The sequence below is a fragment of the Vibrio sp. PBL-C16 genome (assembly GCF_034321865.1).
Taxonomy (GTDB): Bacteria; Pseudomonadota; Gammaproteobacteria; order Enterobacterales; family Vibrionaceae; genus Vibrio; species Vibrio alginolyticus.
Map to the genome: position 1 here is coordinate 2745202 of NZ_JAXLNY010000002.1, position 23175 is coordinate 2768376.

General features: G+C 45.2%; 22 protein-coding genes. 11 read left to right on the plus strand and 11 right to left on the minus strand.

Features of this window, described 5'->3' with window-relative positions; genetic code table 11:
* Nucleotides 1-205 precede the first annotated feature (205 nt).
* From calR to UQW94_RS20785, 4 genes are all read right to left on the minus strand, one after another.
* Nucleotides 206-1165 (minus strand): LysR family transcriptional regulator CalR, encoded by a 960-nt coding sequence (calR, locus tag UQW94_RS20770; protein WP_005379693.1) that lies wholly within the window; start codon nt 1163-1165, stop codon nt 206-208.
* Between the two features lie 555 nt (nt 1166-1720).
* Nucleotides 1721-2767 carry an MJ1255/VC2487 family glycosyltransferase gene (locus UQW94_RS20775; protein WP_005379691.1) on the minus strand — a complete coding sequence of 349 codons (1047 nt, stop codon included), beginning with the start codon at nt 2765-2767 and terminating at the stop codon, nt 1721-1723.
* 3 nt (nt 2768-2770) lie between these two features.
* Nucleotides 2771-3319 carry a phosphatase PAP2 family protein gene (locus UQW94_RS20780; protein ID WP_005379690.1) on the minus strand — a complete coding sequence of 183 codons (549 nt, stop codon included), beginning with the start codon at nt 3317-3319 and terminating at the stop codon, nt 2771-2773.
* Between the two features lie 152 nt (nt 3320-3471).
* Nucleotides 3472-4269 (minus strand): SH3 domain-containing protein, encoded by a 798-nt coding sequence (locus UQW94_RS20785; protein ID WP_005379689.1) that lies wholly within the window; start codon nt 4267-4269, stop codon nt 3472-3474.
* Between the two features lie 519 nt (nt 4270-4788).
* On the opposite strand from UQW94_RS20785, the gene leuA reads away from it, so the two are divergent.
* The 5 genes from leuA to UQW94_RS20810 all read left to right on the plus strand — a co-directional run bounded on the left by leuA (nt 4789) and on the right by UQW94_RS20810 (nt 10753).
* The gene (leuA, locus tag UQW94_RS20790; protein ID WP_005379685.1) at nt 4789-6336 is read left to right on the plus strand and encodes a 2-isopropylmalate synthase; all 1548 of its coding nucleotides are present in this window, start codon (nt 4789-4791) and stop codon (nt 6334-6336) included.
* An 82-nt stretch (nt 6337-6418) separates the two neighbouring features.
* Entirely contained in the window at nt 6419-7510 is a 1092-nt protein-coding gene (gene leuB, locus UQW94_RS20795) for a 3-isopropylmalate dehydrogenase (RefSeq protein WP_322142534.1), read from the plus strand.
* Between the two features lie 110 nt (nt 7511-7620).
* Nucleotides 7621-9021, plus strand: coding sequence for a 3-isopropylmalate dehydratase large subunit (gene leuC, locus UQW94_RS20800; RefSeq protein WP_005383069.1), 1401 nt, complete (start codon nt 7621-7623; stop codon nt 9019-9021).
* Between the two features lie 11 nt (nt 9022-9032).
* Complete coding sequence (leuD, locus tag UQW94_RS20805; protein WP_005383071.1) at nt 9033-9635, plus strand: 3-isopropylmalate dehydratase small subunit; 603 nt, start codon at nt 9033-9035, stop codon at nt 9633-9635.
* Nucleotides 9636-9970: 335 nt separating this feature from the next.
* Complete coding sequence (locus UQW94_RS20810; RefSeq protein WP_322142535.1) at nt 9971-10753, plus strand: DUF547 domain-containing protein; 783 nt, start codon at nt 9971-9973, stop codon at nt 10751-10753.
* 140 nt (nt 10754-10893) lie between these two features.
* Here UQW94_RS20810 and djlA read toward each other — a convergent pair whose 3' ends face one another.
* Entirely contained in the window at nt 10894-11748 is an 855-nt protein-coding gene (gene djlA, locus UQW94_RS20815; RefSeq protein ID WP_005383076.1) for a co-chaperone DjlA, read from the minus strand.
* Nucleotides 11749-12014: 266 nt separating this feature from the next.
* Between djlA and lptD the strand changes: the two genes are divergently transcribed.
* From lptD to apaH, 6 genes are all read left to right on the plus strand, one after another.
* Entirely contained in the window at nt 12015-14360 is a 2346-nt protein-coding gene (lptD, locus tag UQW94_RS20820; RefSeq protein WP_005379673.1) for an LPS assembly protein LptD, read from the plus strand.
* A 59-nt stretch (nt 14361-14419) separates the two neighbouring features.
* Entirely contained in the window at nt 14420-15703 is a 1284-nt protein-coding gene (surA, locus tag UQW94_RS20825; protein ID WP_005379672.1) for a peptidylprolyl isomerase SurA, read from the plus strand.
* Nucleotides 15693-16691: a 4-hydroxythreonine-4-phosphate dehydrogenase PdxA gene (gene pdxA, locus UQW94_RS20830; protein WP_005383085.1), complete on the plus strand. Its 999-nt coding sequence runs from the start codon at nt 15693-15695 to the stop codon at nt 16689-16691. Before surA ends, pdxA begins: the two co-directional genes overlap by 11 nt.
* Entirely contained in the window at nt 16688-17497 is an 810-nt protein-coding gene (rsmA, locus tag UQW94_RS20835; protein WP_005379669.1) for a 16S rRNA (adenine(1518)-N(6)/adenine(1519)-N(6))-dimethyltransferase RsmA, read from the plus strand. Before pdxA ends, rsmA begins: the two co-directional genes overlap by 4 nt.
* A gap of 75 nt (nt 17498-17572) precedes the next feature.
* On the plus strand, nt 17573-17953 hold the full coding sequence (gene apaG / locus UQW94_RS20840) for a Co2+/Mg2+ efflux protein ApaG (protein WP_005379668.1): 381 nt from the start codon (nt 17573-17575) through the stop codon (nt 17951-17953).
* 15 nt (nt 17954-17968) lie between these two features.
* Nucleotides 17969-18775: a bis(5'-nucleosyl)-tetraphosphatase (symmetrical) ApaH gene (gene apaH / locus UQW94_RS20845; RefSeq protein ID WP_005383087.1), complete on the plus strand. Its 807-nt coding sequence runs from the start codon at nt 17969-17971 to the stop codon at nt 18773-18775.
* Nucleotides 18776-19044: 269 nt separating this feature from the next.
* Here apaH and folA read toward each other — a convergent pair whose 3' ends face one another.
* The 6 genes from folA to rplU all read right to left on the minus strand — a co-directional run bounded on the left by folA (nt 19045) and on the right by rplU (nt 22980).
* Nucleotides 19045-19524 carry a type 3 dihydrofolate reductase gene (gene folA / locus UQW94_RS20850; RefSeq protein WP_005379666.1) on the minus strand — a complete coding sequence of 160 codons (480 nt, stop codon included), beginning with the start codon at nt 19522-19524 and terminating at the stop codon, nt 19045-19047.
* A 9-nt stretch (nt 19525-19533) separates the two neighbouring features.
* The gene (locus tag UQW94_RS20855; protein ID WP_005379665.1) at nt 19534-20007 is read right to left on the minus strand and encodes a threonine/serine exporter family protein; all 474 of its coding nucleotides are present in this window, start codon (nt 20005-20007) and stop codon (nt 19534-19536) included.
* The gene (locus tag UQW94_RS20860; protein WP_005379664.1) at nt 20007-20807 is read right to left on the minus strand and encodes a threonine/serine exporter family protein; all 801 of its coding nucleotides are present in this window, start codon (nt 20805-20807) and stop codon (nt 20007-20009) included. The genes UQW94_RS20855 and UQW94_RS20860 overlap by 1 nt, the downstream gene beginning before the upstream one ends.
* Nucleotides 20808-21002: 195 nt before the next feature.
* Complete coding sequence (cgtA, locus tag UQW94_RS20865) at nt 21003-22178, minus strand: Obg family GTPase CgtA (protein WP_005383091.1); 1176 nt, start codon at nt 22176-22178, stop codon at nt 21003-21005.
* Between the two features lie 212 nt (nt 22179-22390).
* Entirely contained in the window at nt 22391-22648 is a 258-nt protein-coding gene (rpmA, locus tag UQW94_RS20870) for a 50S ribosomal protein L27 (RefSeq protein WP_005383095.1), read from the minus strand.
* A 20-nt stretch (nt 22649-22668) separates the two neighbouring features.
* On the minus strand, nt 22669-22980 hold the full coding sequence (rplU, locus tag UQW94_RS20875) for a 50S ribosomal protein L21 (RefSeq protein ID WP_005383096.1): 312 nt from the start codon (nt 22978-22980) through the stop codon (nt 22669-22671).
* Between the last annotated feature and the right edge of the window lie 195 nt (nt 22981-23175).

Consider the following 23175-nt stretch of genomic DNA (forward strand, 5'->3'; position numbering starts at 1 on the left):
AAACTTATCACTAATAAGAGACAACTATCACTTATACGTCGCGAACGTACCTCAAATTGCTGAATGATTACTCTATTTAACTTACTGTTTAGATTGTTTATTACGAAAACAAAAAGCCCCGAGAGACAAAAATCGCTCGGGGACCAATGAATTGTAAAAATTGATGATTACCAATATGGTCTAATCGAGAAGACCAAACGTCATCTTATTTTGCGGCAACGACTTCACCACAAGTGATCATCAGTTGATCGCGTAGCCAAATGTGGCCTTTATCTTTTTCACTTGATTCATGCCAGCTTAAGAATCCGCTGATTTCTTTGTTCGCAAATGGGAAATCAAGAATTTGCAGTTGATCGCTGTTTACCGCATTTTCCGCCATCCAACGTGGTGCAATAGTCACAAGCTCAGATTGACCCACCACGTATAGTAGGTTGCTTAAACTAGAACCTTCATACGCCGCTTGGCAATCCAGTTCACGGTACGCTTGCTCTGAGAAACTACGTTGGCCATGCACTTTCGATAACTTCGCATGCTTTTCGTTAAGCAGTTGCTCAGCCGTCACACCACCTTGAATGCGTGGGTGGGTTTTTGATGCGATAACCACTAATTCATCTTTGAAGATTTCAGTACTTGAGAAACCTTGCTCATCAAAACGAGCGTAGTCGATCACGAAATCAATTTCTTGGTAGCGCATACGCTCAGACAACAAACGGTCAAATTCTGCATCTAGGTGAAGCTGAACGTTTGGTGCTTGTTGATTCACTTTTGCCATGATCTTCGGAGCAAAACGCATGTCACAAGGGCTGCAAATCGCAAGCTTGAATAAGCGAGTCGAAGATTCTGGTTGGAATACAGAGCTAGGAAGTTCATTGCGAATCAGCTGTAGTGCTTGGCGAATAGGGCCAAACAGTTGACGAGCTCGTTGCGTAGGCTGAATACCACGGCCTTGGCGCATGAATAGCTCGTCGTTAAACATCACTTTTAAGCGTGCCACGGCGTTACTTACTGCCGGTTGAGACATGCCTAGGTTATGTGCTGCACGAGTAATATTTTGCTCTTGCATTACAGCATCAAATACAGTCAGTAGGTTTAAATCTACACCACGCAAAGTGCTTTCCATACGGTAGCTAGCAATTGCGCTCATCGCGTCTTTCTTCTCTAACATTGAGTGCGCCTCTTTTGTAATCGTCAACTTTGTTCATTAAATTCATAATGAATAGAATCCCATCTCGCACAAAAGACGGCGGCTGGATTCGAATCATTTTACGAATAGATAACCTAACTTTTTATTATATTTATCGTCCGGATACTTCCGGCTCGAACTGTACTATCAACTAATCGATTGCGGTTTCGCAACTAGATTGATATTTAATCAGTAAATTTTAGCCAATTAGGTATTTATTTGTTAAGTAACAAATACTTGATAAAAATATAAAAAACTATAAAACACGTAAAAATGCATTCTTTGAGGACGTATTTAGCAAATTGATAGGACAGGCGGTTAACACAAGCATGCATTTAGCTCAGTTATTGGTTGAGATAAGAACAACATATAGCAGCTATATCTCTGATTGAATTTTGCACTTATCAGTCAAATTATCAGCAAATACACACTGAATAGAAATGAGAGAGGAAGAATAAAAATGCAGCCTTCCAAACAGAAAGGCTGCAACAAAATCGTGTCAAAAATGGAAGGAACAATGTACTTAGAACAACGTACTTAAATGTTCGACACGTAACTTGGAAAATCAACCTGCTCCCACAGTTGTCTGGATAACTCTGCTTTTGAATCCCATGCACCTTGCAGTACCCAATGAACAATAGCCTGAGCAACATCTGGGTATTTCACACTTTCGGCTTGTTGCTCCTTTAGCCACTGGCGTACTGCGGAAATGTCTAAGCTCTCCATCGACATCGCAAGCCCTAAATCTTCTAAGGTCGCAACATTGCTCTGCTGCTCGAATTGACCCGCGAGTGGCTTTAGTAACAATTTTTTCCCCAAAGACAAGGCTTCTGAAGGAAGCTCAAACCCACCATTAGCAATGACACCACTACAGCGATGCAAATGATGCTGGAAGTTGCTGTGGCATAAAGGGCGCAGTTCTATGTTTTCCACCTGCTCACATTCGATCACATCCGGGTGATAACAGATAAACGCTTGTTGATTAAAGTGGAACAATAAGTCCGAGATATCTTCAATCGATTCGAACGGTAGATACACCAACACGAAGTCGTCGTTTTCTGCTTGGCTATCGACGGTATGCACTATCGGTGGTAACAAAGGTTGATCAAAATGATGCCAATGCAAACCAAGGTGGTGTTGAGAAGGCGCAAAGTATTCAATGACGGATTTATCTAACCAACTTGCTCCCTTTAGTGGCACCGGATAACGGAAAGCATTTTGGTGGCTGATACCAATAGAAGGCTTATTTTGTTGTCTCGCTGCCCACGCAGTCACAGGTTCGAAGTCATTAATGATAAGATCGTAGGACGACAGATCGAGTTGCTTAACTTCTTTGAAAAACTGCACCAAATTGTTATTCAATGCTGTTTTCGCGTAGTTTACAGAGCCTTTTTCAGTAATAAAGGTGAAGCCTCGGCGAGTCTGGTAATCGCCAAATGCTTCCATTGAAAAGTATTTTTCCGGCGCTCGCCCAGAAAACAAAAAGTCGACCTCAACATCGTGCTCTTTAAACGCATGACTCATCGCCCTTGCGCGTGCAATATGTCCGTTTCCTGTCCCTTGAACACCGTACAAGATTTTCATCAATTAGCCTCCCAACATCGCAATCGCTAATCCACCACAAAGACTGCCAAGCAGTGCACCAATGATGACATCGGTAAAAAAGTGTACACCCAATAAGATTCGCGCGGTTCCGATTAAACTTGCCCAAAAGAATGCAGCAACGCCTAGGCTCGGATAGAAATGGTCAATCAGCGTCGCCATGACAAACGCAGCGGCAGTGTGTCCTGAAGGAAGACTATAGCGATCAGAGGGGGTAATAAAAGCAGGAAGGAGTGCACTAAGCTCTTCAGGACGACGACGCTTAAAACTATTTTTCAGCGTCCAATAAATTGGTAGCTCGATAGCAAAAGCAAGTAAACCCGCCAGTAAAAACCAGACTCCTTGCTCCTTATCTAAATACCAAGCTAATAACCCCAACACCAAGTAAAGATGCCCGTCACCACTGTGGGAAACTCCTTTACTGATATTGGCGACTTGTTGATTAAAACGGTGCTTAAGACAAACACTAGAGAGCGCTAAATCAAACTTAGCAATGGTTGCAATTGGCTGTGTAATTGTCTCTATGGTTCGCATGTGACCTTTCCTTACTTTGACAACGCCTTTTTGTGAAAAGTAGGAGGTTTAGGTGACAACAGCATGACGGGAGTTTGGACAATTAATGACAAAGGCCAAATTAAGGTGCGCCCAACGATTTATCTATTGGACATAACCATAAAAATAGAACATTAAGAAGGGTTTGATGGTTGCGGTTGAGGGGTGTCTATATACCAGACTTTTCTCTTCTTGCGGCAGGCGCGCAAAGAGCCTGTCGTCATGTCGCCATCTTTTGTAAGCTCATAGCTCAGTGAGCGGCAAGTATAGTTTCCCGACAGTTCATGCTCTATACTCGTTTTCTCCGTTTTACTCGAGTTAGGCTCTAGTAGAGGGTTAGGCTGAGTAGATAAAATGTCACGATTTATCACATTGCTGCGCGCATAATCCTTATGGACATAACCTTTTATCACTCCTTTCTGTTCAACGAGAAACCAAGGTTGATCAACCACTTTTGCTAGCACATTAAAGACTTCCCCTTTCGATAATACGCCAAGCTTTTCCCCTTCAAGACTCGGTTTGGAGCGTAGGTTTAATGTGGTCTTAGAGCGGTAAGAAACATCCATAAACTCTACTGGGTTTGAAGTATCGACACCTTCAGTGGTTGGTCGGAAAACTTCCGCTTGCTGTTTCTCACTAGGCTGGACACGGATCTTCCACCAAGAATACGTTTCCGGATCTTTACCTTTAAACTTATTTCGGCTGTCAGACTCAAGGGCAACAAGCATCTGATTCAAGAACGATTCGCGTCCTTCATAACTCAAAAATCGATCCATTTGATCATTGATGACCATGACGCTCTGTGAGTGATCATTCATAACAACGGGGGAAGCCACTTCCACATAGGTCTGCGATTGAAACAGCTGACAACCCGACAAGCTGACCAGAGTAAGTACTATGGCTGAACGTCCAAATTGTTTTGTTAACCTCATTCTTTCCCTAACCCTTATATTTCTTTTACCTAGTGCAACTGCACTACTATAAATGGTCATTCAAAACTTTTGCCAAACAATTCGGACCTTTGTGTGACAAGTCGCAATCCCGATGCTTGTTTCGGTAATGAAACGTCGCAAACTTGATGAGAACTTACTTCTTCTAGCACGTTTCTATCGCATCATGTTGTTTCACTTAGTGCATCATTTTTTTCAAGCAAACGAAAAGACTCATCCGATATGAATAAAAAATCGACTTTAGGGTTGACGCGCTTCATGGAGTGCGGTACTAATTTGTTAACTTAATTATGTGGAAAGCTTAACAACTATGTCAGCTCATTTTTCTATCCTGCTTAGCCTCCTCCTGATCGTGACCAGTTCGCGCGGGTAGGCTGTGGAAGAAAAATAACCACACCAATTTCTAAGAACCCGCATGAGAATGCGGGTTTTTTTATATCTAAATACTGGAAGTAAACGATTCACTTGCGCGAAAGTGCAGAAATCAGGAAGGAAGCAAACATGAACGATCAGGTCATTATATTCGACACCACATTGCGTGATGGCGAGCAAGCGTTGTCAGCAAGCTTGACGGTTAAAGAAAAACTGCAGATTGCCTATGCGCTGGAAAGACTCGGCGTTGATGTTATCGAAGCTGGCTTCCCAATCTCTTCACCAGGTGATTTCGAGTCTGTACAAACCATCGCAAAAAACATAAAAAACAGTCGAGTTTGTGCCCTTTCGCGTGCCGTTGCGAAAGACATTGATGCTGCCGCTGAAGCATTAAAAGTGGCTGACCAATTCCGTATCCACACGTTTTTAGCCACTTCCACCATTCACGTAGAAGACAAACTACGCCGCAGCTACGACGATGTACTAGAAATGGCAGTCAACGCCGTTAAACATGCACGTAACTACACTGATGATGTCGAGTTTTCTTGTGAAGATGCTGGTCGTACTCCAATCGACAACCTATGTCGCATGGTAGAAGCCGCCATCAATGCAGGTGCGAGTACAATCAACATTCCAGATACCGTTGGCTACACCGTACCAAGTGAGTTTGGTGGGATTATTGAAACTCTATTTAACCGCGTTCCGAACATTGATAAAGCGATCATCTCCGTTCACTGTCACGACGATTTGGGGATGTCAGTTGCCAACTCTATTGCCGCCGTTCAAGCTGGCGCACGTCAGATAGAAGGCACGATCAATGGCATTGGAGAGCGAGCGGGTAACTGTTCACTTGAAGAGATCGCAATGATCATCAAGACTCGTCAAGAGTTTTTGGGCGTTCACACTGGCATTAAGCATGATGAAATTCACCGCACCAGTAAGTTGGTTAGCCAGCTATGCAATATGCCTATTCAAAGCAACAAAGCAATTGTGGGTGCAAATGCGTTTAGCCACTCTTCAGGCATCCACCAAGATGGCATGTTGAAGAATAAGAATACCTACGAAATCATGACCCCTGAGTCTATTGGCCTAAAAAACCAAGCTCTGAACCTAACCAGCCGCAGCGGTCGCGCTGCCGTGAAGAGCCATATGGATACCATGGGTTACAACGAAGACGAGTACAACCTAGACGCGCTGTATGCGGATTTCTTGAAACTTGCTGATCGCAAAGGCCAAGTGTTCGATTACGACCTAGAAGCCCTAATGCACTTCTCGAACTTGCGTGAAGAAGATGACTTCTACAAATTGAGCTACCTAAGCGTGCAGTCTGGCAGCGTAATGGCTACCACCAGCATCAAAATGCAATGCGGTGATGAAGAAATGTGTGAAGCAGCGGTCGGTAATGGCCCAGTTGATGCGCTATACCAATGTATCTACCGCGTGACAGGCTACGACATCGTTCTGGATAAATTCGACCTAACCGCGAAAGGTGAAGGTGAAGATGGTTTGGGTCAAGCAGACATCATTGCCAACTACAAAGGTCGCAAATACCACGGTACGGGTGTTTCCACCGACATCGTTGAGGCTTCCGGCCAAGCATTATTGCACGTTATTAACAGCATTCATCGTGCAGATAAAATCGAAGAAATGAAGCAGAAAAAGATTGCGACTGTGTAATAACAACCGGGCTACACGGCTCAGGAAAGAACACGCTCGTTGAAATAATTAAGCTCAAAATTAGAAAACTTAAAGGATTAACATGACAGACAAATCGTACAAAATTGCCGTCTTACCCGGTGACGGCATTGGCCCGGAAGTAATGGCGCAGGCACATAAAGTATTGGATGCAATCGAAAAGAAACATGGCATTGCGTTTGAGCGTGACAAGCATGATGTCGGTGGTATCGCGATCGACAATCACGGTTGCCCACTTCCAGAGAGCACAATAAAAGCATGTGAAGAGTCTGATGCAGTCCTATTCGGCTCGGTTGGCGGCCCTAAGTGGGAGCACTTACCACCAAATGACCAACCTGAGCGCGGTGCCCTACTGCCACTACGCAAACACTTCCAACTGTTCTGTAACTTACGTCCAGCGCAAATTCACTCAGGTCTTGAAGCTTTCTCACCGCTACGTGCAGACATCTCGGGTCGCGGCTTTGACATCGTGGTAGTCCGTGAACTGACGGGTGGTATCTACTTCGGCCAACCGAAAGGTCGTGAAGGTGAAGGCGCAACAGAAAAAGCATTTGATACTGAGGTGTACCACCGCTTTGAGATCGAACGTATTGCAAAAATCGCTTTTGAATCTGCTCGTCTACGTCGCAAGAAAGTGTGCTCTATCGACAAAGCGAACGTTCTGCAAAGCTCAATCCTATGGCGTGAAGTGGTAGAAGAAATCGCAAAAGATTACCCAGATGTCGAGCTGTCACACATGTACATTGATAACGCAACAATGCAGTTGATTAAAGACCCAGCTCAGTTTGACGTGATGCTTTGTTCAAACATCTTCGGCGACATCATTTCTGATGAGTGTGCAATGATCACTGGCTCAATGGGTATGCTACCTTCAGCAAGCCTAAACGAAAGTAAATTTGGTCTGTACGAGCCAGCAGGTGGCAGTGCACCCGATATCGCAGGTAAGAACATTGCTAACCCTGTGGCGCAAATCCTATCAGCAGCACTGATGCTGCGTTACAGCCTAGGTGAAGAAACTGCGGCGCAAGACATTGAAGCCGCAGTATCAAAAGCACTTTCAGCTGGGGAGCTAACGGGCGATCTTGCTGGTGACAACCCTGCGCTTACAACATCTGAGATGGGCGATAAGATCGCTGAGTACGTCTTAAACTCTTAATACAAAACAGATTCATAATAAATACTAAATCCTCTATCCACCAATGACTTACCTCTAAGTCATTGGTGCTAAAACAAAGCAACAAGGATAACGAGGAAAGGAAGCAAACAATGGGCAAAACACTATACGAAAAAGTCTACGACGCACACGTTGCCGTCGCAGCAGAAGGGGAAAACCCAATCTTGTACATCGACCGTCACTTGGTACATGAAGTGACGTCTCCGCAAGCATTTGACGGCTTGCGTGAAAAAGGTCGTAAGGTGCGTCAGGTCAGCAAAACTTTTGCCACCATGGACCACAACGTTTCAACAACCACCAAAGACATCAACGCATCCGGTGAGATGGCTCGTATCCAGATGGAAACGCTATCGAAAAACTGTGAAGAGTTTGGCGTTACGCTTTACGACATCAACCATAAATACCAAGGTATTGTGCATGTTATGGGCCCAGAGCTTGGTATTACCCTACCGGGCATGACCATTGTTTGTGGTGACTCGCACACGGCTACACACGGTGCATTCGGCTCTCTCGCTTTTGGTATTGGTACATCAGAAGTTGAGCACGTATTAGCAACTCAAACGCTAAAACAAGCGCGCGCCAAAACGATGAAGATCGAAGTAAAAGGCAAAGTGGCTCCGGGTATCACGGCGAAAGATATCGTGCTAGCAATCATCGGTGAAACGACAGCAGCAGGCGGTACAGGCTACGTAGTTGAATTCTGTGGTGAAGCGATCACTGACCTTTCAATGGAAGGCCGCATGACCGTATGTAACATGGCGATAGAGCTAGGTGCGAAAGCCGGTTTGATTGCGCCAGATGAAACCACGTTCGAATACATCAAAGGCCGTAAATTCTCACCTCAAGGTGCCGACTTTGATGCAGCAGTAGAATACTGGAAGACATTAAAAACTGACGATGATGCTCAGTTTGATGCAGTCGTGACACTAAACGCAGCGGATATCAGACCACAAGTCACTTGGGGTACTAACCCAGGCCAAGTGATCGCAGTAGATCAACCTATCCCAGCACCAGAAAGCTTTGCCGACCCAGTAGAAAAAGCATCGGCAGAAAAAGCTTTGGCTTACATGGGCCTAGAGGCAGGCAAGTCATTGTCTGATTACAACGTTGATAAAGTCTTCGTTGGTTCTTGTACTAACTCACGTATCGAAGACATGCGCGCAGCCGCTGAAGTAGCGAAAGGTCGCAAAGTCGCGCCTCACGTTCAAGCGCTAATCGTTCCTGGCTCTGAGCAAGTAAAAGCGCAAGCAGAAGCGGAAGGCTTGGACGTTATCTTTAAAGAAGCGGGCTTTGAGTGGCGCCTACCAGGTTGCTCGATGTGTCTAGCAATGAACAATGACCGTTTGGGCCCACATGAACGTTGTGCGTCTACTTCAAACCGTAACTTTGAAGGCCGCCAAGGTCGTGATGGCCGTACCCACCTAGTGAGCCCTGCGATGGCAGCGGCAGCAGCAATTGCTGGTCACTTTGTAGATATTCGTGAACTAGACTAAGGAGCAAACCAATGTCAGGCTTTAAACAACACACAGGCTTAGTTGTTCCTCTAGATGCAGCGAACGTTGATACTGATGCCATCATTCCAAAGCAGTTCCTACAAAAGGTCTCCCGCCTAGGGTTTGGTAAGCACCTATTCCATGACTGGCGCTTCCTAGACGATGCTGGCGAACAGCCAAATCCAGAGTTCGTGATGAACGCACCTCGCTACCAAGGCGCGTCTATCTTGCTGGCTCGTGAAAACTTCGGCTGTGGCTCATCTCGTGAGCACGCACCGTGGGCACTAGCGGATTACGGCATCAAAGCGATGATCGCACCAAGCTTTGCCGATATTTTTTACGGCAACTCGATCAACAACCAAATGGTGCCAGTTCGTTTGACTGAACAAGAAGTGGATGAAATCTTCCAGTTTGTTGAGGCAAATGAAGGTGCAGAAGTCGAGGTCGACCTAGAAGCGAATGTCGTTCGTGCCAACGGCAAAGAATATGGTTTTGAAATCGATTCGTTCCGTCGTCATTGCTTGCTAAACGGTTTGGACAACATTGGCCTAACCCTTCAACACGAAGATAAGATTGCTGAGTACGAAGCGAATATTCCAAGCTTCTTGCGTTAAGACGCGTTAGTAAATACACAAATCAAGGGCTGGCAATTGTCGGCCCTTGATTTGTTTTGGGTGACTGATCTCATATCGCTTTGCTTACAGAATACCGAACGCCTCTGTTGAAATTCGTCATCCTGAACAGCGACGAAGGAGCGTGATTCAGGATCGACTACCAGAGCGCACTGTACAGATTCATACTGTCTTTACTCAAGAGTTTGTGGGTATTAGATTCCTGATATCGCTTATGCTCCTCGGAATGACAGCGAATAAAGGCCACTGATTACTGAAAGAAAACAAGCACTAAACTGGTCTACACTATCAACAATATCTCATTCAAAGGTATCTCTATGAAGCGTCTGTTATTGCTGTTGTGTGCTCTGGTTTCTTTCTCGACATTGTCCGCGCCTAAATCCGACTTATGGCCATATTGGAAACAATCGAATCAAGCCAACCAAACCCAAATTTCTCATCAAGAATGGCAACAACTGCTCGATACTTATTTAGTTGAACAAGGCGAGAATACCTTGTTTCGTTATAGCCGAGTCTCCTCTGCCGATAAAACTAAGCTGAAACAATACATCCAGCGTTTGGCAAAACTAGACCCTCTACAATACAGCCAAGCAGAGCAATATGCCTATTGGGTAAACCTTTACAACGCCATCACGGTAGATCTTATTTTGGATAACTATCCAGTCGAATCAATCACCAAGCTAGGTGGTTTATTTAGCTTTGGTCCTTGGGGAGACGATGTGGTCGTGGTCAACGGGAAGGAGCTAACTTTAAACGATATTGAACATCGAATTTTGCGTCCAATTTGGAATGACCCAAGAACGCATTACGCCGTAAATTGTGCAAGTTTGGGATGCCCTAACCTACAAGCTCAAGCATTCACTGCTGACAACACGCAAGCTCTACTGGATAGTGCCGCCAAAACATTTATCAACAGCAGCAAAGGCGTATCTATCCAAGGAAACACGGCGCAGCTGTCTTCTATTTATGATTGGTTTGCAGCGGACTTTGGTGGAGAGAAACAAGTCTTCAGCCACATCGCAAAGTATGCTCCGCAATACAAAAACTTCTCTGGCAAAGTGAAATACGAATACGATTGGGACTTGAATCAAGCCAACTAAACTGGGGGGATGTGAGGTCAATTAGCATTAGGGACATGATAGGCCAAAAGCTAAAGACACAGGCAACTCAAAGACTAAGACATGAAAAAGGGCACTGAGTGCCCTTTTTTACATCCAAATGTTTGATAGAAAACGTCCGACTACTTAAAGCCTTTAACCTTCTTAATAAGATCGTAAGCGTTTTGAATCTCTTGAGATTTCTCTTTCGCGACGTTCATCATCTCTGGTGGTAAACCTTTAGCCATCAATTTGTCCGGGTGATGCTCGTTCATCAGTTTACGATAAGCACGCTTAACGGTTTTACTGTCTGCATCTGAAGACACATCCAGAATTTTGTACGCGTCGGCCAACTGATCCGCTTGTGAAGCTTGTTGCCAGCTACCACCTGAAGATTGGCCTTGATGCTGACCATGAAAACCGCCCTGGCTTTGGAAACGAAATGCGGCTTCTTGCATTTGCAAACGACGCTCTAATTGCTCAGAAGAGAAACCCAAACCACGTGCAATCTTGTGTAGTACATTTCGTTCACTCGGGTGGATCGAGCCATCTGCAAAGGCCGCCGAGATTTGCAGCTCTAAGAAAAATTGCAACAAGTCAAAGCGACCAGCTGTCGAAATTTTCACACGAACAAGAACATCTTCTAACGGAAAGTCGCTGTCTTTACCTTCACGAAACGCGTCTTGCGCTGCGCGACGCTGTTCGCCATGCAAATTCATGCGGTCCATCATGGCTGAAGCCAGTTGGATTTCCTCTTTGGTGACTTGGCCTTTCGCTTTTGCCACATGTCCCATTACCGCAAACGCCGCTTTAAAAAACTCTTCTTGGCGCTGAGCTTGACTTGGCCCTTTTCCAAAGCCGCCAGTAGAGAACCCGGCTTGACTCAAGCGACGTGCTTTATCGAATTGATGGCCAATAAATAAGCCAAAGAGTAAACCTAGCGGCCCGCCAAGTAACAAGCCAAAAAAGGCACCCAGAATTTTGCCAAAAATATGCATTATGTGTTCTCTATCAATGAATTTTTATCGACGACGGCGGTCTTATAGTGCCGGATGCAACGATTTCCTTTATGATAATGGAATTAGTTTTATTTCGGCTAGGCCATTTCGCCTGCTTATCTTTGCAGCTATTTTGTCGTCATTATGCCACAGTGAATCAATACGCTGGGATAAATGCGACTATAGTTGATTCATTTGGCTATTACGCTAGGGTACAACAAGCCCTATAGCCATCGAGTAGTAGTGACACAGGAAAGTTCAATTCAATGCAACATTTCTCCCGCACATTTTTAGCGGCCTCTATCAGCACCGCCTTGTTTGTACCCACCACTCAAGCTGAAGCGAATATCCATGATAGTGTGCAGGAAATGCCCGCCACAGATCAATGTTTGGTCGATACAAGTGGCGAGGAGGACGCTCTTAATACCCCAGTAGTGGTAGAAGCTGACACCCTGCAAGCCATCAATGGTGACAAAGCTCAGTACTCAGGTAATGTACAAGTCACCCAAGGCCAGAAGAAAATTACCGCAGATAGCGTAACGCTGCACCAACAAGACAACGTCGTGGTTGCCGAAGGCAACGTGACTTTCAATGACGGCCAAGTCAAAGCTCGATCTGATCGTGTTACTAACGACATTAATCAAGATACGTTTTCACTTGAGAACACCGATTATCAGTTCCTTTGCCAACAAGGCCGAGGCACTGCAGCCTATATCGCTCGCACAGGTCAGTCGGTTTATGAACTCGAAGACGGCTCTATCACATCGTGCCCTCAAGGCGATAATTCATGGCGATTGGTTGCGTCAGGCATCGATGTTGACCAAGATGAAGAGACAGCGACGCTGCACCATCCTCGATTTGAAGTGTTAGATGTGCCTGTTTTCTATGTGCCGTATCTAACCATGCCAATTGGAGATACGCGTAAAACGGGCTTCCTCTTCCCTTCTTTATCGTATGGTTCTAGTGATGGTATGGAAGTCGAGGTGCCATTCTATTGGAACATCGCGCCTCAATATGACATGACACTCACCACGCTCTATATGCAGCAACGTGGTACAAAACTCGATACTGATTTCCGCTACCTAACAGATGGTTGGGGAAATGGGGAAATCAAAGGCGAATACCTCAATAGTGATCGCAAATATCAGGACGAGTCTCGTTGGGGCTACCAAGTTAAACACGACGGTATCATCAATAAACAGTGGATAGTCAAAGTCGATTACTCAAAAGTGAGTGATATTGATTACTTCCTCGATCTCGACTCCGACATTGGTAACCGTGAAGATGGTCAACTGGTTCAAGAAGGTCAAGTACAATATCGTTCTGACTTCTGGGATGCCTCGTTAACCGTTCGTGACTTCCAAATCTTATTGAAAGAAGAGAACCGCCCTTATCGCCTGCTTCCTCAGTTAGACTTGAACTACTACACGCCGTTGTGGGGAGACTACCTTAACTTTGACGTGAAGAGCCAAGTGAGCCGCTTCGATACCAGCGATGCTGCGCGACCAAATGCGACCCGTGTTCACATTGAACCAGGGCTTACATTACCACTCTCAAACTCATGGGCAACGTGGACAACAGAAGCGCGTGTGCTCTCTACGTATTACTCTCAAGACTTAACGGGTTTGACAGATGTAAACTTGCAAAACCAGTTGGATGATGAAGTTTCTCGTGTTATTCCTGAGTTCCGTACGCATGCGCAACTTTACTTAGAGCGAGATACAAGCTGGATCAAGGGCTACACCCAAACACTGGAGCCTCAGCTGCAGTACTTGTACGTACCTGAAGAAGATCAAACCAACATCTACAACTACGATACCACCTTGCTACAAACCGACTACTACGGGCTATTCCGCAGTCGTAAGTACAGTGGCATTGATAAAATCGCCTCGGCGAACCAGTTAAGCTACGGTGCGAGTACTCGCTTCTTTGATGATGACTATAAAGAGCGTCTTAACGTTTCATTTGGTCAGATTTACTACTTCGATAAAAAGACCAAACTGAGCAATAGTCCAAATCTTCCGGATGAGACCACCAATTACTCATCATGGGCGATTGAAGCTGATTTCAACTACAACGATTACTTGTTCTATCACGGTGGAATTCAATACGATATTGATTTGAGCTCCATGCAGTTGGCAAACAGTACCTTGGAATACCAATTCAACGGCGGCTTTATTCAGGGTAACTATCGCTACGTTACGCGTGAATACATCGAAGATACGATCATTCTCGAAAACCTAGACACAATTACTCGTAAAGGCATTTCACAAGCAGGTATTGTAGCGGCCTACGAGTTCAACCCGAACTGGTCTGCAAGTGGTCAATACTACTACGACCTCAATGAAAATGCGGACCTAGAATGGCTAGCGAGCCTGCGTTACCAATCTGACTGTTGGTACATTGGCGTCACTTACTCAAACCAATTGCTTGGTTGGGAAGACCAAGCTATCGGCAGCACCGGGGCATCACCTGAATACGAAAATAACTTCAGCGTTAACTTCGGTATTCAAGGCTTTGCGACCAACCAGCGTGAAGACACTGCTGTCAAAGAACTGGATGGTTCTGACAACGCGATTAAGTACGGCCGCCCATTCTATCTGAACAATTAATCAAAATAGGCGTCTTAAATGAATAAGACGCCTATTCAAAAATACTGACGGAATTTTAAATGAAAATTTGGAAATCAATCTTATTCACGACCCTACTCTCTTGCGGAGCGGTTGCAGCACCAGTAGAGATCGATAAGGTTGCGGTCATCGTGAACGACGGTGTAGTTCTACAAAGCGACATCGAAACAGCGATGAAAACGCTGCAAGCCAACGCTCGTCAAAGTGGAAAGAGCTTACCTTCTACCAGCGTGTTAAAAGAACAAGTCGTTGAAAAACTTATCATTGATACGTTGCAAGGCCAAGAAGCAGACCGTATTGGTGTGCGTATTGACGACAACCGTTTAAACCAAGCGATTGCAGAGATCGCACGTAATAATGAGCAATCGGTAGAACAACTCGCTGCTTCTGTAGAAAGTGAAGGTTTAAGTTACCCAGAATTCCGCGAACAAATTCGTAAGGAAATCGCCGCATCAGAAGCTCGCAATGCACTGGTTCGTCGCCGTATTAATATCCTTCCAGCAGAGGTCGATAGCCTTGCTGAGCAACTATCACAAGAAACCAATGCGACTGTTCAATACAAAATTGGACACATTCAACTGCGCTTCTCTGACGATAAAGAAAAGTCAGCTGTAGAAGCAGAAGCTAAAGCGCTCGCGAAAAAGCTAAACGAAGGTGCAGACTTTACGGAGATGGCCTACACCTACTCAAAAGGTCCTAAAGCTTTACAAGGTGGTGACTGGGGCTGGATGCGTAAAGAAGAGATGCCAACCATCTTTGCTGATCAGATCAAGATGCAAAACAAAGGCAGCATTATTGGTCCTTTCCGTAGTGGCGTTGGTTTCCACATCCTAAAAATAGAGGATGTAAAAGGCCTAGAAACGGTTGCGGTAACGGAAGTAAATGCGCGTCATATTTTGATTAAACCAACCGTGATTCTGAGCGACGAAGGGGCGAAGAAGCAACTGAATGAATTTGTACGCCGCATCAAAGCCGGTGAAGCAACGTTCGCTCAATTGGCAACACAATACAGTCAAGATCCTGGCTCGGCAGCACAAGACGGTGAACTAGGTTATCAAACACCAGATCTTTACGTGCCAGAATTTAAGCACCAAGTAGAAACTCTGCCAGTTGGCTCAATCAGCGAACCGTTCAAAACCGTTCACGGCTGGCATATCGTTGAAGTGTTGGATCGTCGCCAAGTTGACCGTACTGACTCAGCGATGAAGAACAAAGCTTACCGTATTCTATTTAACCGTAAATTTAATGAAGAAGCGGGCGCATGGATGCAAGAGCTACGCGCAAGTGCGTTTGTTGAAATCGTGGATGACAACAATGACAACTAATACAATTCGTAGAATTGTCGTAACCGCAGGGGAACCTGCGGGTATCGGCCCAGACTTAGTGCTTGCCCTATCGAAAGAAGATTGGGCGCACCAAATTGTCGTCTGTGCCGATAAGAATATGCTGACGGAGCGAGCCAAGCAGCTTGGCATCGAAGTCCAACTGTCTGATTACAATCCAGAAGAAGCACCTAAAGCACAAAAAGCGGGCACGCTTATCGTTGACCATATCCAAATATCGGAACCTGCGGTCGCAGGCGAGCTCAATGAAGCGAATGGCCACTATGTACTAAAAACGCTAGAAAGAGCGGCTTTAGGCTGTATGAATGATGAATTTGATGCTATTGTCACCGGCCCTGTTCATAAGGGGGTGATTAATCGCGCAGGTGTTGCATTCAGTGGTCATACTGAATTTTTCGCCGAGAAGTCACAAACGCCGCTAGTCGTAATGATGCTAGCAACGGAAGGACTACGCGTGGCGCTGGTTACAACACATATTCCTTTAGCTTATGTGTCCAAAGCTGTCACCGAAGAGCGATTAGAAAAAATCATCGATATTCTTCATAAAGACCTTGTAGAAAAGTTTGCTATCGCACAACCAAACATCTACGTTTGCGGGCTTAACCCTCATGCTGGCGAAGATGGCTGCTTAGGTCGTGAAGAGATCGAAACCATCACTCCGACACTGGAAAAAATTCGACAAGAAAAAGGTATCAACCTGATCGGCCCTCTGCCGGCTGATACCATTTTCAATGAAAAATATTTAAATGATGCTGATGCTGTTTTAGGCATGTACCATGATCAAGTGTTGCCAGTATTAAAATACAAAGGCTTTGGTCGTTCAGTAAACATTACTCTTGGTCTACCTTTTATTAGAACATCGGTGGACCACGGTACTGCATTAGATCTGGCAGGGACAGGTCAAGCGGATACAGGGAGTTTCCGAACAGCGCTCACGCATGCGATAGATTTGGTAGAGAAGAAACAATGAGAAATGATGTCCATTTAGGACACAAAGCGCGTAAACGTTTTGGTCAAAACTTCCTGAACGATCCATACATTATTGATGGAATCGTATCAGCGATTAACCCAAAACCAGGTCAAAACCTGGTTGAAATCGGTCCTGGTCTTGGTGCAATCACTGAGCCAGTAGGTCGTGAAGTAGATAAGTTCACAGTTATCGAATTAGACCGCGATCTGGCGGAACGCCTACGTACTCACCCTGAACTGGCAGATAAGTTGACCATCCATGAGGGTGACGCTATGCGTTTTGACTTCACTCAACTAGTGAAGCCAAACAACAAGCTGCGCATTTTTGGTAACTTGCCATACAACATCTCTACACCATTGATGTTCCACCTTTTTGAGTTCCATAAAGACATTCAAGACATGCACTTTATGCTGCAAAAAGAAGTGGTAAACCGCTTAGCCGCCGGCCCTGGCAGCAAAGCTTACGGCCGTTTGACGGTAATGGCTCAGTACTACTGTAAAGTGGTACCAGTACTGGAAGTACCGCCAACGGCATTCGTTCCACCACCGAAAGTGGATTCTGCCGTTGTTCGTTTAGTGCCTTACGAAGAGCTGCCATGCCCGGCGAAAGATCTGCGTTTGCTCGATCGCGTTTGTCGTGAAGGCTTTAACCAACGTCGTAAAACAGTTCGTAACTGCTACAAATCGTTGTTAAGCACAGAAGTACTAGAAGAGCTAGGTGTTAATCCAAGCATGCGTCCAGAGAACCTGACGCTAGAACAATTCGTCGCAATGGCGAACTGGCTTGCGGATAACCCGCAGCACTAAGAACTCAAACAATGAGCCAAACCCTTGTAGGTTTGGCTTATTATTATTGGGATATTACGTTTCTGAGGAGTGCACATGGACGTCATTCAACCTTGCATCAAAATTCAAGTTCACACCAAATACATCGAAGAACAGTCCAACCCAGAGCTACAACGCTACGTTTTCGCTTATATCATCACCATCAAAAACCTTAGCCAACAAACCGTACAGTTAGTGAGCCGCCGCTGGCTAATCACAGACTCGAATGGCAAGCAAATGACGGTTGAAGGTGACGGAGTTGTAGGCCAGCAGCCCTTTATTCCAAGCAATGATGAATACACGTACAGTAGCGGAACCGCGTTAGAAACCCCTGTCGGCGTTATGCAAGGACACTACAAAATGCTGGATGAGAAAGGGCAAGAGTTCATCACCGAAATTGAACCATTTCGCTTGGCTGTTCCAAATGTTTTAAATTAGTAAATTGGAGATTCAGTGGCTACCTATATTGTTGGTGACATCCAAGGCTGTTTTGATGAATTGCAGCGACTACTAGAAAAAGTATCTTTCTCTGCGAAAAAAGACCAACTTTGGCTTGCTGGTGATTTGGTCGCCAGAGGGCCTAAATCATTAGAAACGTTACGCTTTGTGAAGTCACTTGGCGCAAGCGCAATCGTCGTGCTTGGTAATCACGACCTTCACCTTCTTGCAGTGGCTCACGGGATAAAAAAGGTCAAAGACAAAGATAGAACCGCACCTATTTTCACGGCCCCTGACAAAGAGGAACTACTGACATGGCTAGCTCAGCAACCTCTAATGGCCGAGCATGACGAGTTCGTGATGTGTCACGCTGGCATATCACCGCAGTGGAATCTAAAAACAGCGAGAAAGTGTGCCCGTGAAGTTGAGCGCATCATCCAAAGTGAAGAGCTGCCTTGGCTATTAAAAAACATGTACAGCAATCAACCTGATTCCTGGGATGACTATCTACAGGGTTTGGACCGATACCGTTATATTATCAATGCTTTTACGCGGATGCGCTTTTGTTTCCCTGATGGTCGTTTGGATATGGATTGTAAATTGCCACCGCAACAAGTTTCCGGTAACGAACTTATTCCATGGTTTGAGGTGCCTAAACGTATCCACTTAAACAAAGCGGTGCTCTTTGGGCACTGGGCTGCACTGCAAGGTTATATGAACAGCGAAGTCATCGGGCTAGATACTGGCTGTGTTTGGGGCGGAAGCCTAACCATGATCCGTTGGGAAGATAAGAAAATTTTTACTCAGGATGCGTTAAGTTAAACACTGAATAACAGTCGATAATCCATAGTAGGAGGAATACCTGTCACTTAACACCTCCTGTAGGGTCATTCCAACGAGCCTTAACGAGACTAGAAATCTAATATCCTCGCGCTGCGAATAGATAGAAATACCTTTGACAACAAAGTACTCGTATAGAGGCTCCTGAATCTCGCTCTTTCGTCGCTTTTCAGGATGACGGTAGGTTGGGATGGCCGCTCGCTGTTATACGAACGGCATTACCGTATTAACTACGCGGTGTTAATCTCGAATTACTTTTCTAACACAGTAAAGCGCATGTTGTAGGCGTTCTTCTCATCGGCTTGATACATTTCTGAGTAAGTTTCCTTAAACTCGTCTCCCCAATCTGGGAACTGAGTATCACCATCAATGGCCGCTTCAATGTGTGTTACATACAGTTTATTGGCCATAGGCAGACAAGTGGTGTAAATCGCACCACCACCAATGATCATCACTTCTTCCACATCACCTGCGACTTCCAGAGCCTGCTCAATCGATGTTACGGTAGTGACACCTTCGATCTTTAGTGTCTCATCACGGCTAATAACAATATTCAAGCGACCAGGTAAAGGGCGACCAATAGACTCATAGGTTTTGCGTCCCATCACAACCGGTTTTCCCATGGTACAACGCTTAAACCAAGCGAAATCGGCGGGAAGGTGCCAAGGCATTTGATTGTCTTTGCCAATGATGCGATTGTCGGCCATCGCGGCAATCATACTAATGATCATGTTAGGTCCTTATACAATAGGTCTGCGGCGATAGAATAACAGCCCTGGAACCGCAAGACCAACGGCTAAACCTGCAATAATAAACATGGCCTTAAGAAAGTTTTCCATACAGGTTGCAACAAGCTCGGGTGAGTAGCCAACATGATTGATCTCTACCATAGCGATCATTGCTTTGTAAGCAAACACACCCGGCACCATCGGGATCAAAGCAGCCACAGTAAACACTTTTGGATGCGCGAGAAAACGGTGAGACCAGTACACACCGATCATCCCAACTAACGTCGCAGCAAAAAAGGTTGCCCACTCAATAGGAATGCCAAACTGCATCATCAAGTAGCGGCTACCATGACCAATCGCACCACCAACAGCGCAATACACTAAAGCTCTTTGTGGCACGTTAAAAACCAATGCAAATCCTACGGCGGGAATCGCCGCAAAAAACATGTCATTCAACAGGCCAAACATCAAATCAAATAAACTCATTAGATAGCCCACCCCCAAATTCCAGTTACACTCATCGCAGCAACGATCCCCAAACATGTCGCCAACGTTAGTAAACTAGCCATCACAAATCGAGCAATGCCCATATTAATGTGGCCTTTCAACATATCTGCGACAGAGTTAATGAGTGGGAAACCAGGTACAAGCATTAATACCGACGATGCCATTGCTACGGTAGGTAGATTACCGATTTGGTAAATTTCCGCCTGTGCTGAAATTAAGGTAGTCACAAAAGCGGTCGCAGCAAAGTTCAATAGAGGGTTGAAATGACGATGACCAATTTCTTGGCGAACGATCATGCCACCAGCTGAAGCTAAAAAGGTCATGATGAATACTCCCCAATCACCACCAGCTAGATGACTGAATGCCGCACAAGACAAGCCAATCATAAACACCACCAACCAGCGGTTATAACGCTCTGGACTGATAGCGTTCAGCTTTTTCTGCGCCATGGTTGAATCGAGCAAACCACGTTCCATCATGATACAGATTCGTTGAATTTGCGTAATAACGCGCATATTGATGCCACGATCAGCGCAGCTTCGGGTGGTGGTGATGCAATGCCCATCCATTACCGTCGTCACAACCAATGCATTAGCTGATAGTGCTACCGCAACTTCATTCACCCCACAAGCAAGGCCAATACGACGCATAATATCGCTCACAAGAGTACTTTCAGCACCATGAGCAAGTAGCATTTGTCCGGCTTGGGCGACAAGACGAGAAATCGATCGTTGAGTAGATACCGCCAACTCTCTAGGCGGTATGGTTTCTAGAGTCATAAATAAGTCTAATTCCTTTTAGGGTGTTACTCATTCATACGCGCGAGGGCCAAACTAACCCTCAAAAAACACGACGTATCAGTTATTGTGCCGTAAATCACATCACCTAAATATGATTTAGATACAAAAAAAGCCGCAATAAATAATTGCGGCTTAATGAATTATAGGCAAACAGGCATTGTTTGACCGTTCTGATTAGTCACGAACGTAGACAACGTGACCGTCATCTTCTTCATCGTCCCAGTCATCCCAATCGTCGTCGTCATCTTCAGTGATAACGTCTTTACCCGCCATCGCATCTTTATGGTAATCATCCCACATGAAGTTAACTTTATCTTCTTCAGCCACTTCTTCCTCTTCGCGAGGTAGGTTATCCATAAAGTCAGCCAGTTTGTAACAAAGCTCTTTAGTACCGTTACGATTGATCGCCGAGATCTTAAAGTACTCGTCTTCCCAACCTAGTGCGTCTAAGATTTCTTGGATCTTCTCATTCGCTTCTTCTTCAGGCATTAGATCAACTTTGTTGAACACTAACCAGCGCGGCTTACTTGCCAGTTTTTCGCTGTATTGTTCTAATTCATCAATGATCGTCAATGCATTTTGCACCGGATCGGACTGATCAATTGGCATAATATCGATCATGTGCAGCAACACTCGACAACGCTCTAAGTGCTTCAAGAATCGAATACCAAGGCCAGCGCCATCTGCTGCACCCTCGATCAAACCAGGGATGTCTGCAACAACAAAACTTTTCTCTGGTACGACACTTACGACACCCAAGCTTGGGATCAAAGTCGTGAATGGGTAATCAGCGACTTTCGGTTTTGCTGCTGATACTGCGCGGATAAAGGTTGATTTACCGGCATTAGGTAGACCAAGCATACCCACATCAGCAAGAAGCAATAGCTCAAGGCGAATTTCGCGTACTTCACCTTTTGTACCCAATGTTCTCTGACGAGGCGCGCGGTTTACTGAAGATTTGAAACGCGTGTTACCTAGACCGTGCCAACCGCCTTTTGCGATCATCACTTTCTTACCGTGTTCAGCAACTTCCGCCACGATTTCATTTGTGTGGATATCCACAGCGCGCGTACCCACAGGTACACGAAGAACGATGTCTTTACCACGCTTACCTGTACAGTTACCACCGCGACCGTTTTCACCACGCTCAGCTTCGTAGAAGCGCTGGAAACGGTAATCAATCAGGGTATTTAGGTTTTCATCGGCTTGGATATAAACATCACCACCGTCACCGCCATCACCGCCATCAGGGCCACCTTTAGTGATGAATTTTTCACGCCAGAAACTGACAACGCCACTACCGCCATCACCAGCCTGAACTTTTACTACCGCTTCATCTACGAACTTCATCTTTTACTCCGACTACTTCGTGCGTGGATTAAATCTTACTATGTCATCCGACAATTTTAGCAGATGACAGATCTAAGCTCCCAGATTCAAATCGCTTAGGATCTTAGCGAGAAACTTCGATATGTCGACTGCCACAAATAAAAAACCCCGCCGATTCGGCAGGGCTTTTGAATTCAGCTTAAAGCTATTAAGTAATTTGGTTAAAAACCTAATTACTCAGCTTCGATGCTTACAAACTTACGGTTCTTAGGACCTTTTACTTCGAACTTCACTTTACCTTCAGTAAGAGCGAATAGAGTGTGGTCTTTACCGATACCTACGTTGTTACCAGCGTGGAACTTAGTACCACGTTGACGAACGATGATGTTACCTGCAAGTACAGATTCACCACCGAAACGCTTAACACCTAGACGTTTGCTTTCTGAATCGCGGCCGTTACGAGTAGAACCACCAGCTTTTTTGTGTGCCATTGTTAAACTCTCCTAATAGATTAAGCGTTGATACCAGTGATCTTCACTTCAGTGAACCACTGACGGTGACCCTGTTGCTTACGAGAGTGCTTACGACGACGGAACTTAACGATTTTAACTTTATCGCCACGACCGTGTTGTACAACTTCAGCAACAATTTTGCCGCCCTCTACAAGAGGAGCACCAACTTTGATGTCTTCGCCGTTAGCAACAAGAAGAACTTTATCAAATTCTACAGTTGCACCAGTTTCAACGTCTAATTTCTCTAAACGAAGAGTTTGACCTTCGCTTACACGGTGTTGTTTACCACCAGATTGGAAAACAGCGTACATATTTTACTCCGCTTTTTCCGCACAGCCTTTCTTGAGGGTGTGCGCTAAACTAATCATCAATAGGGCGCAGATTCTACAGAATAGATGCTCCTATGACAAGCCATATTTTGAAAAAATTGGCGAAAAGCTAATCGCCAAAGAAAAGTGCGGCAATCATGCCCTTTAGTAATGTATTAATCAACGTTTTTTAGTGTA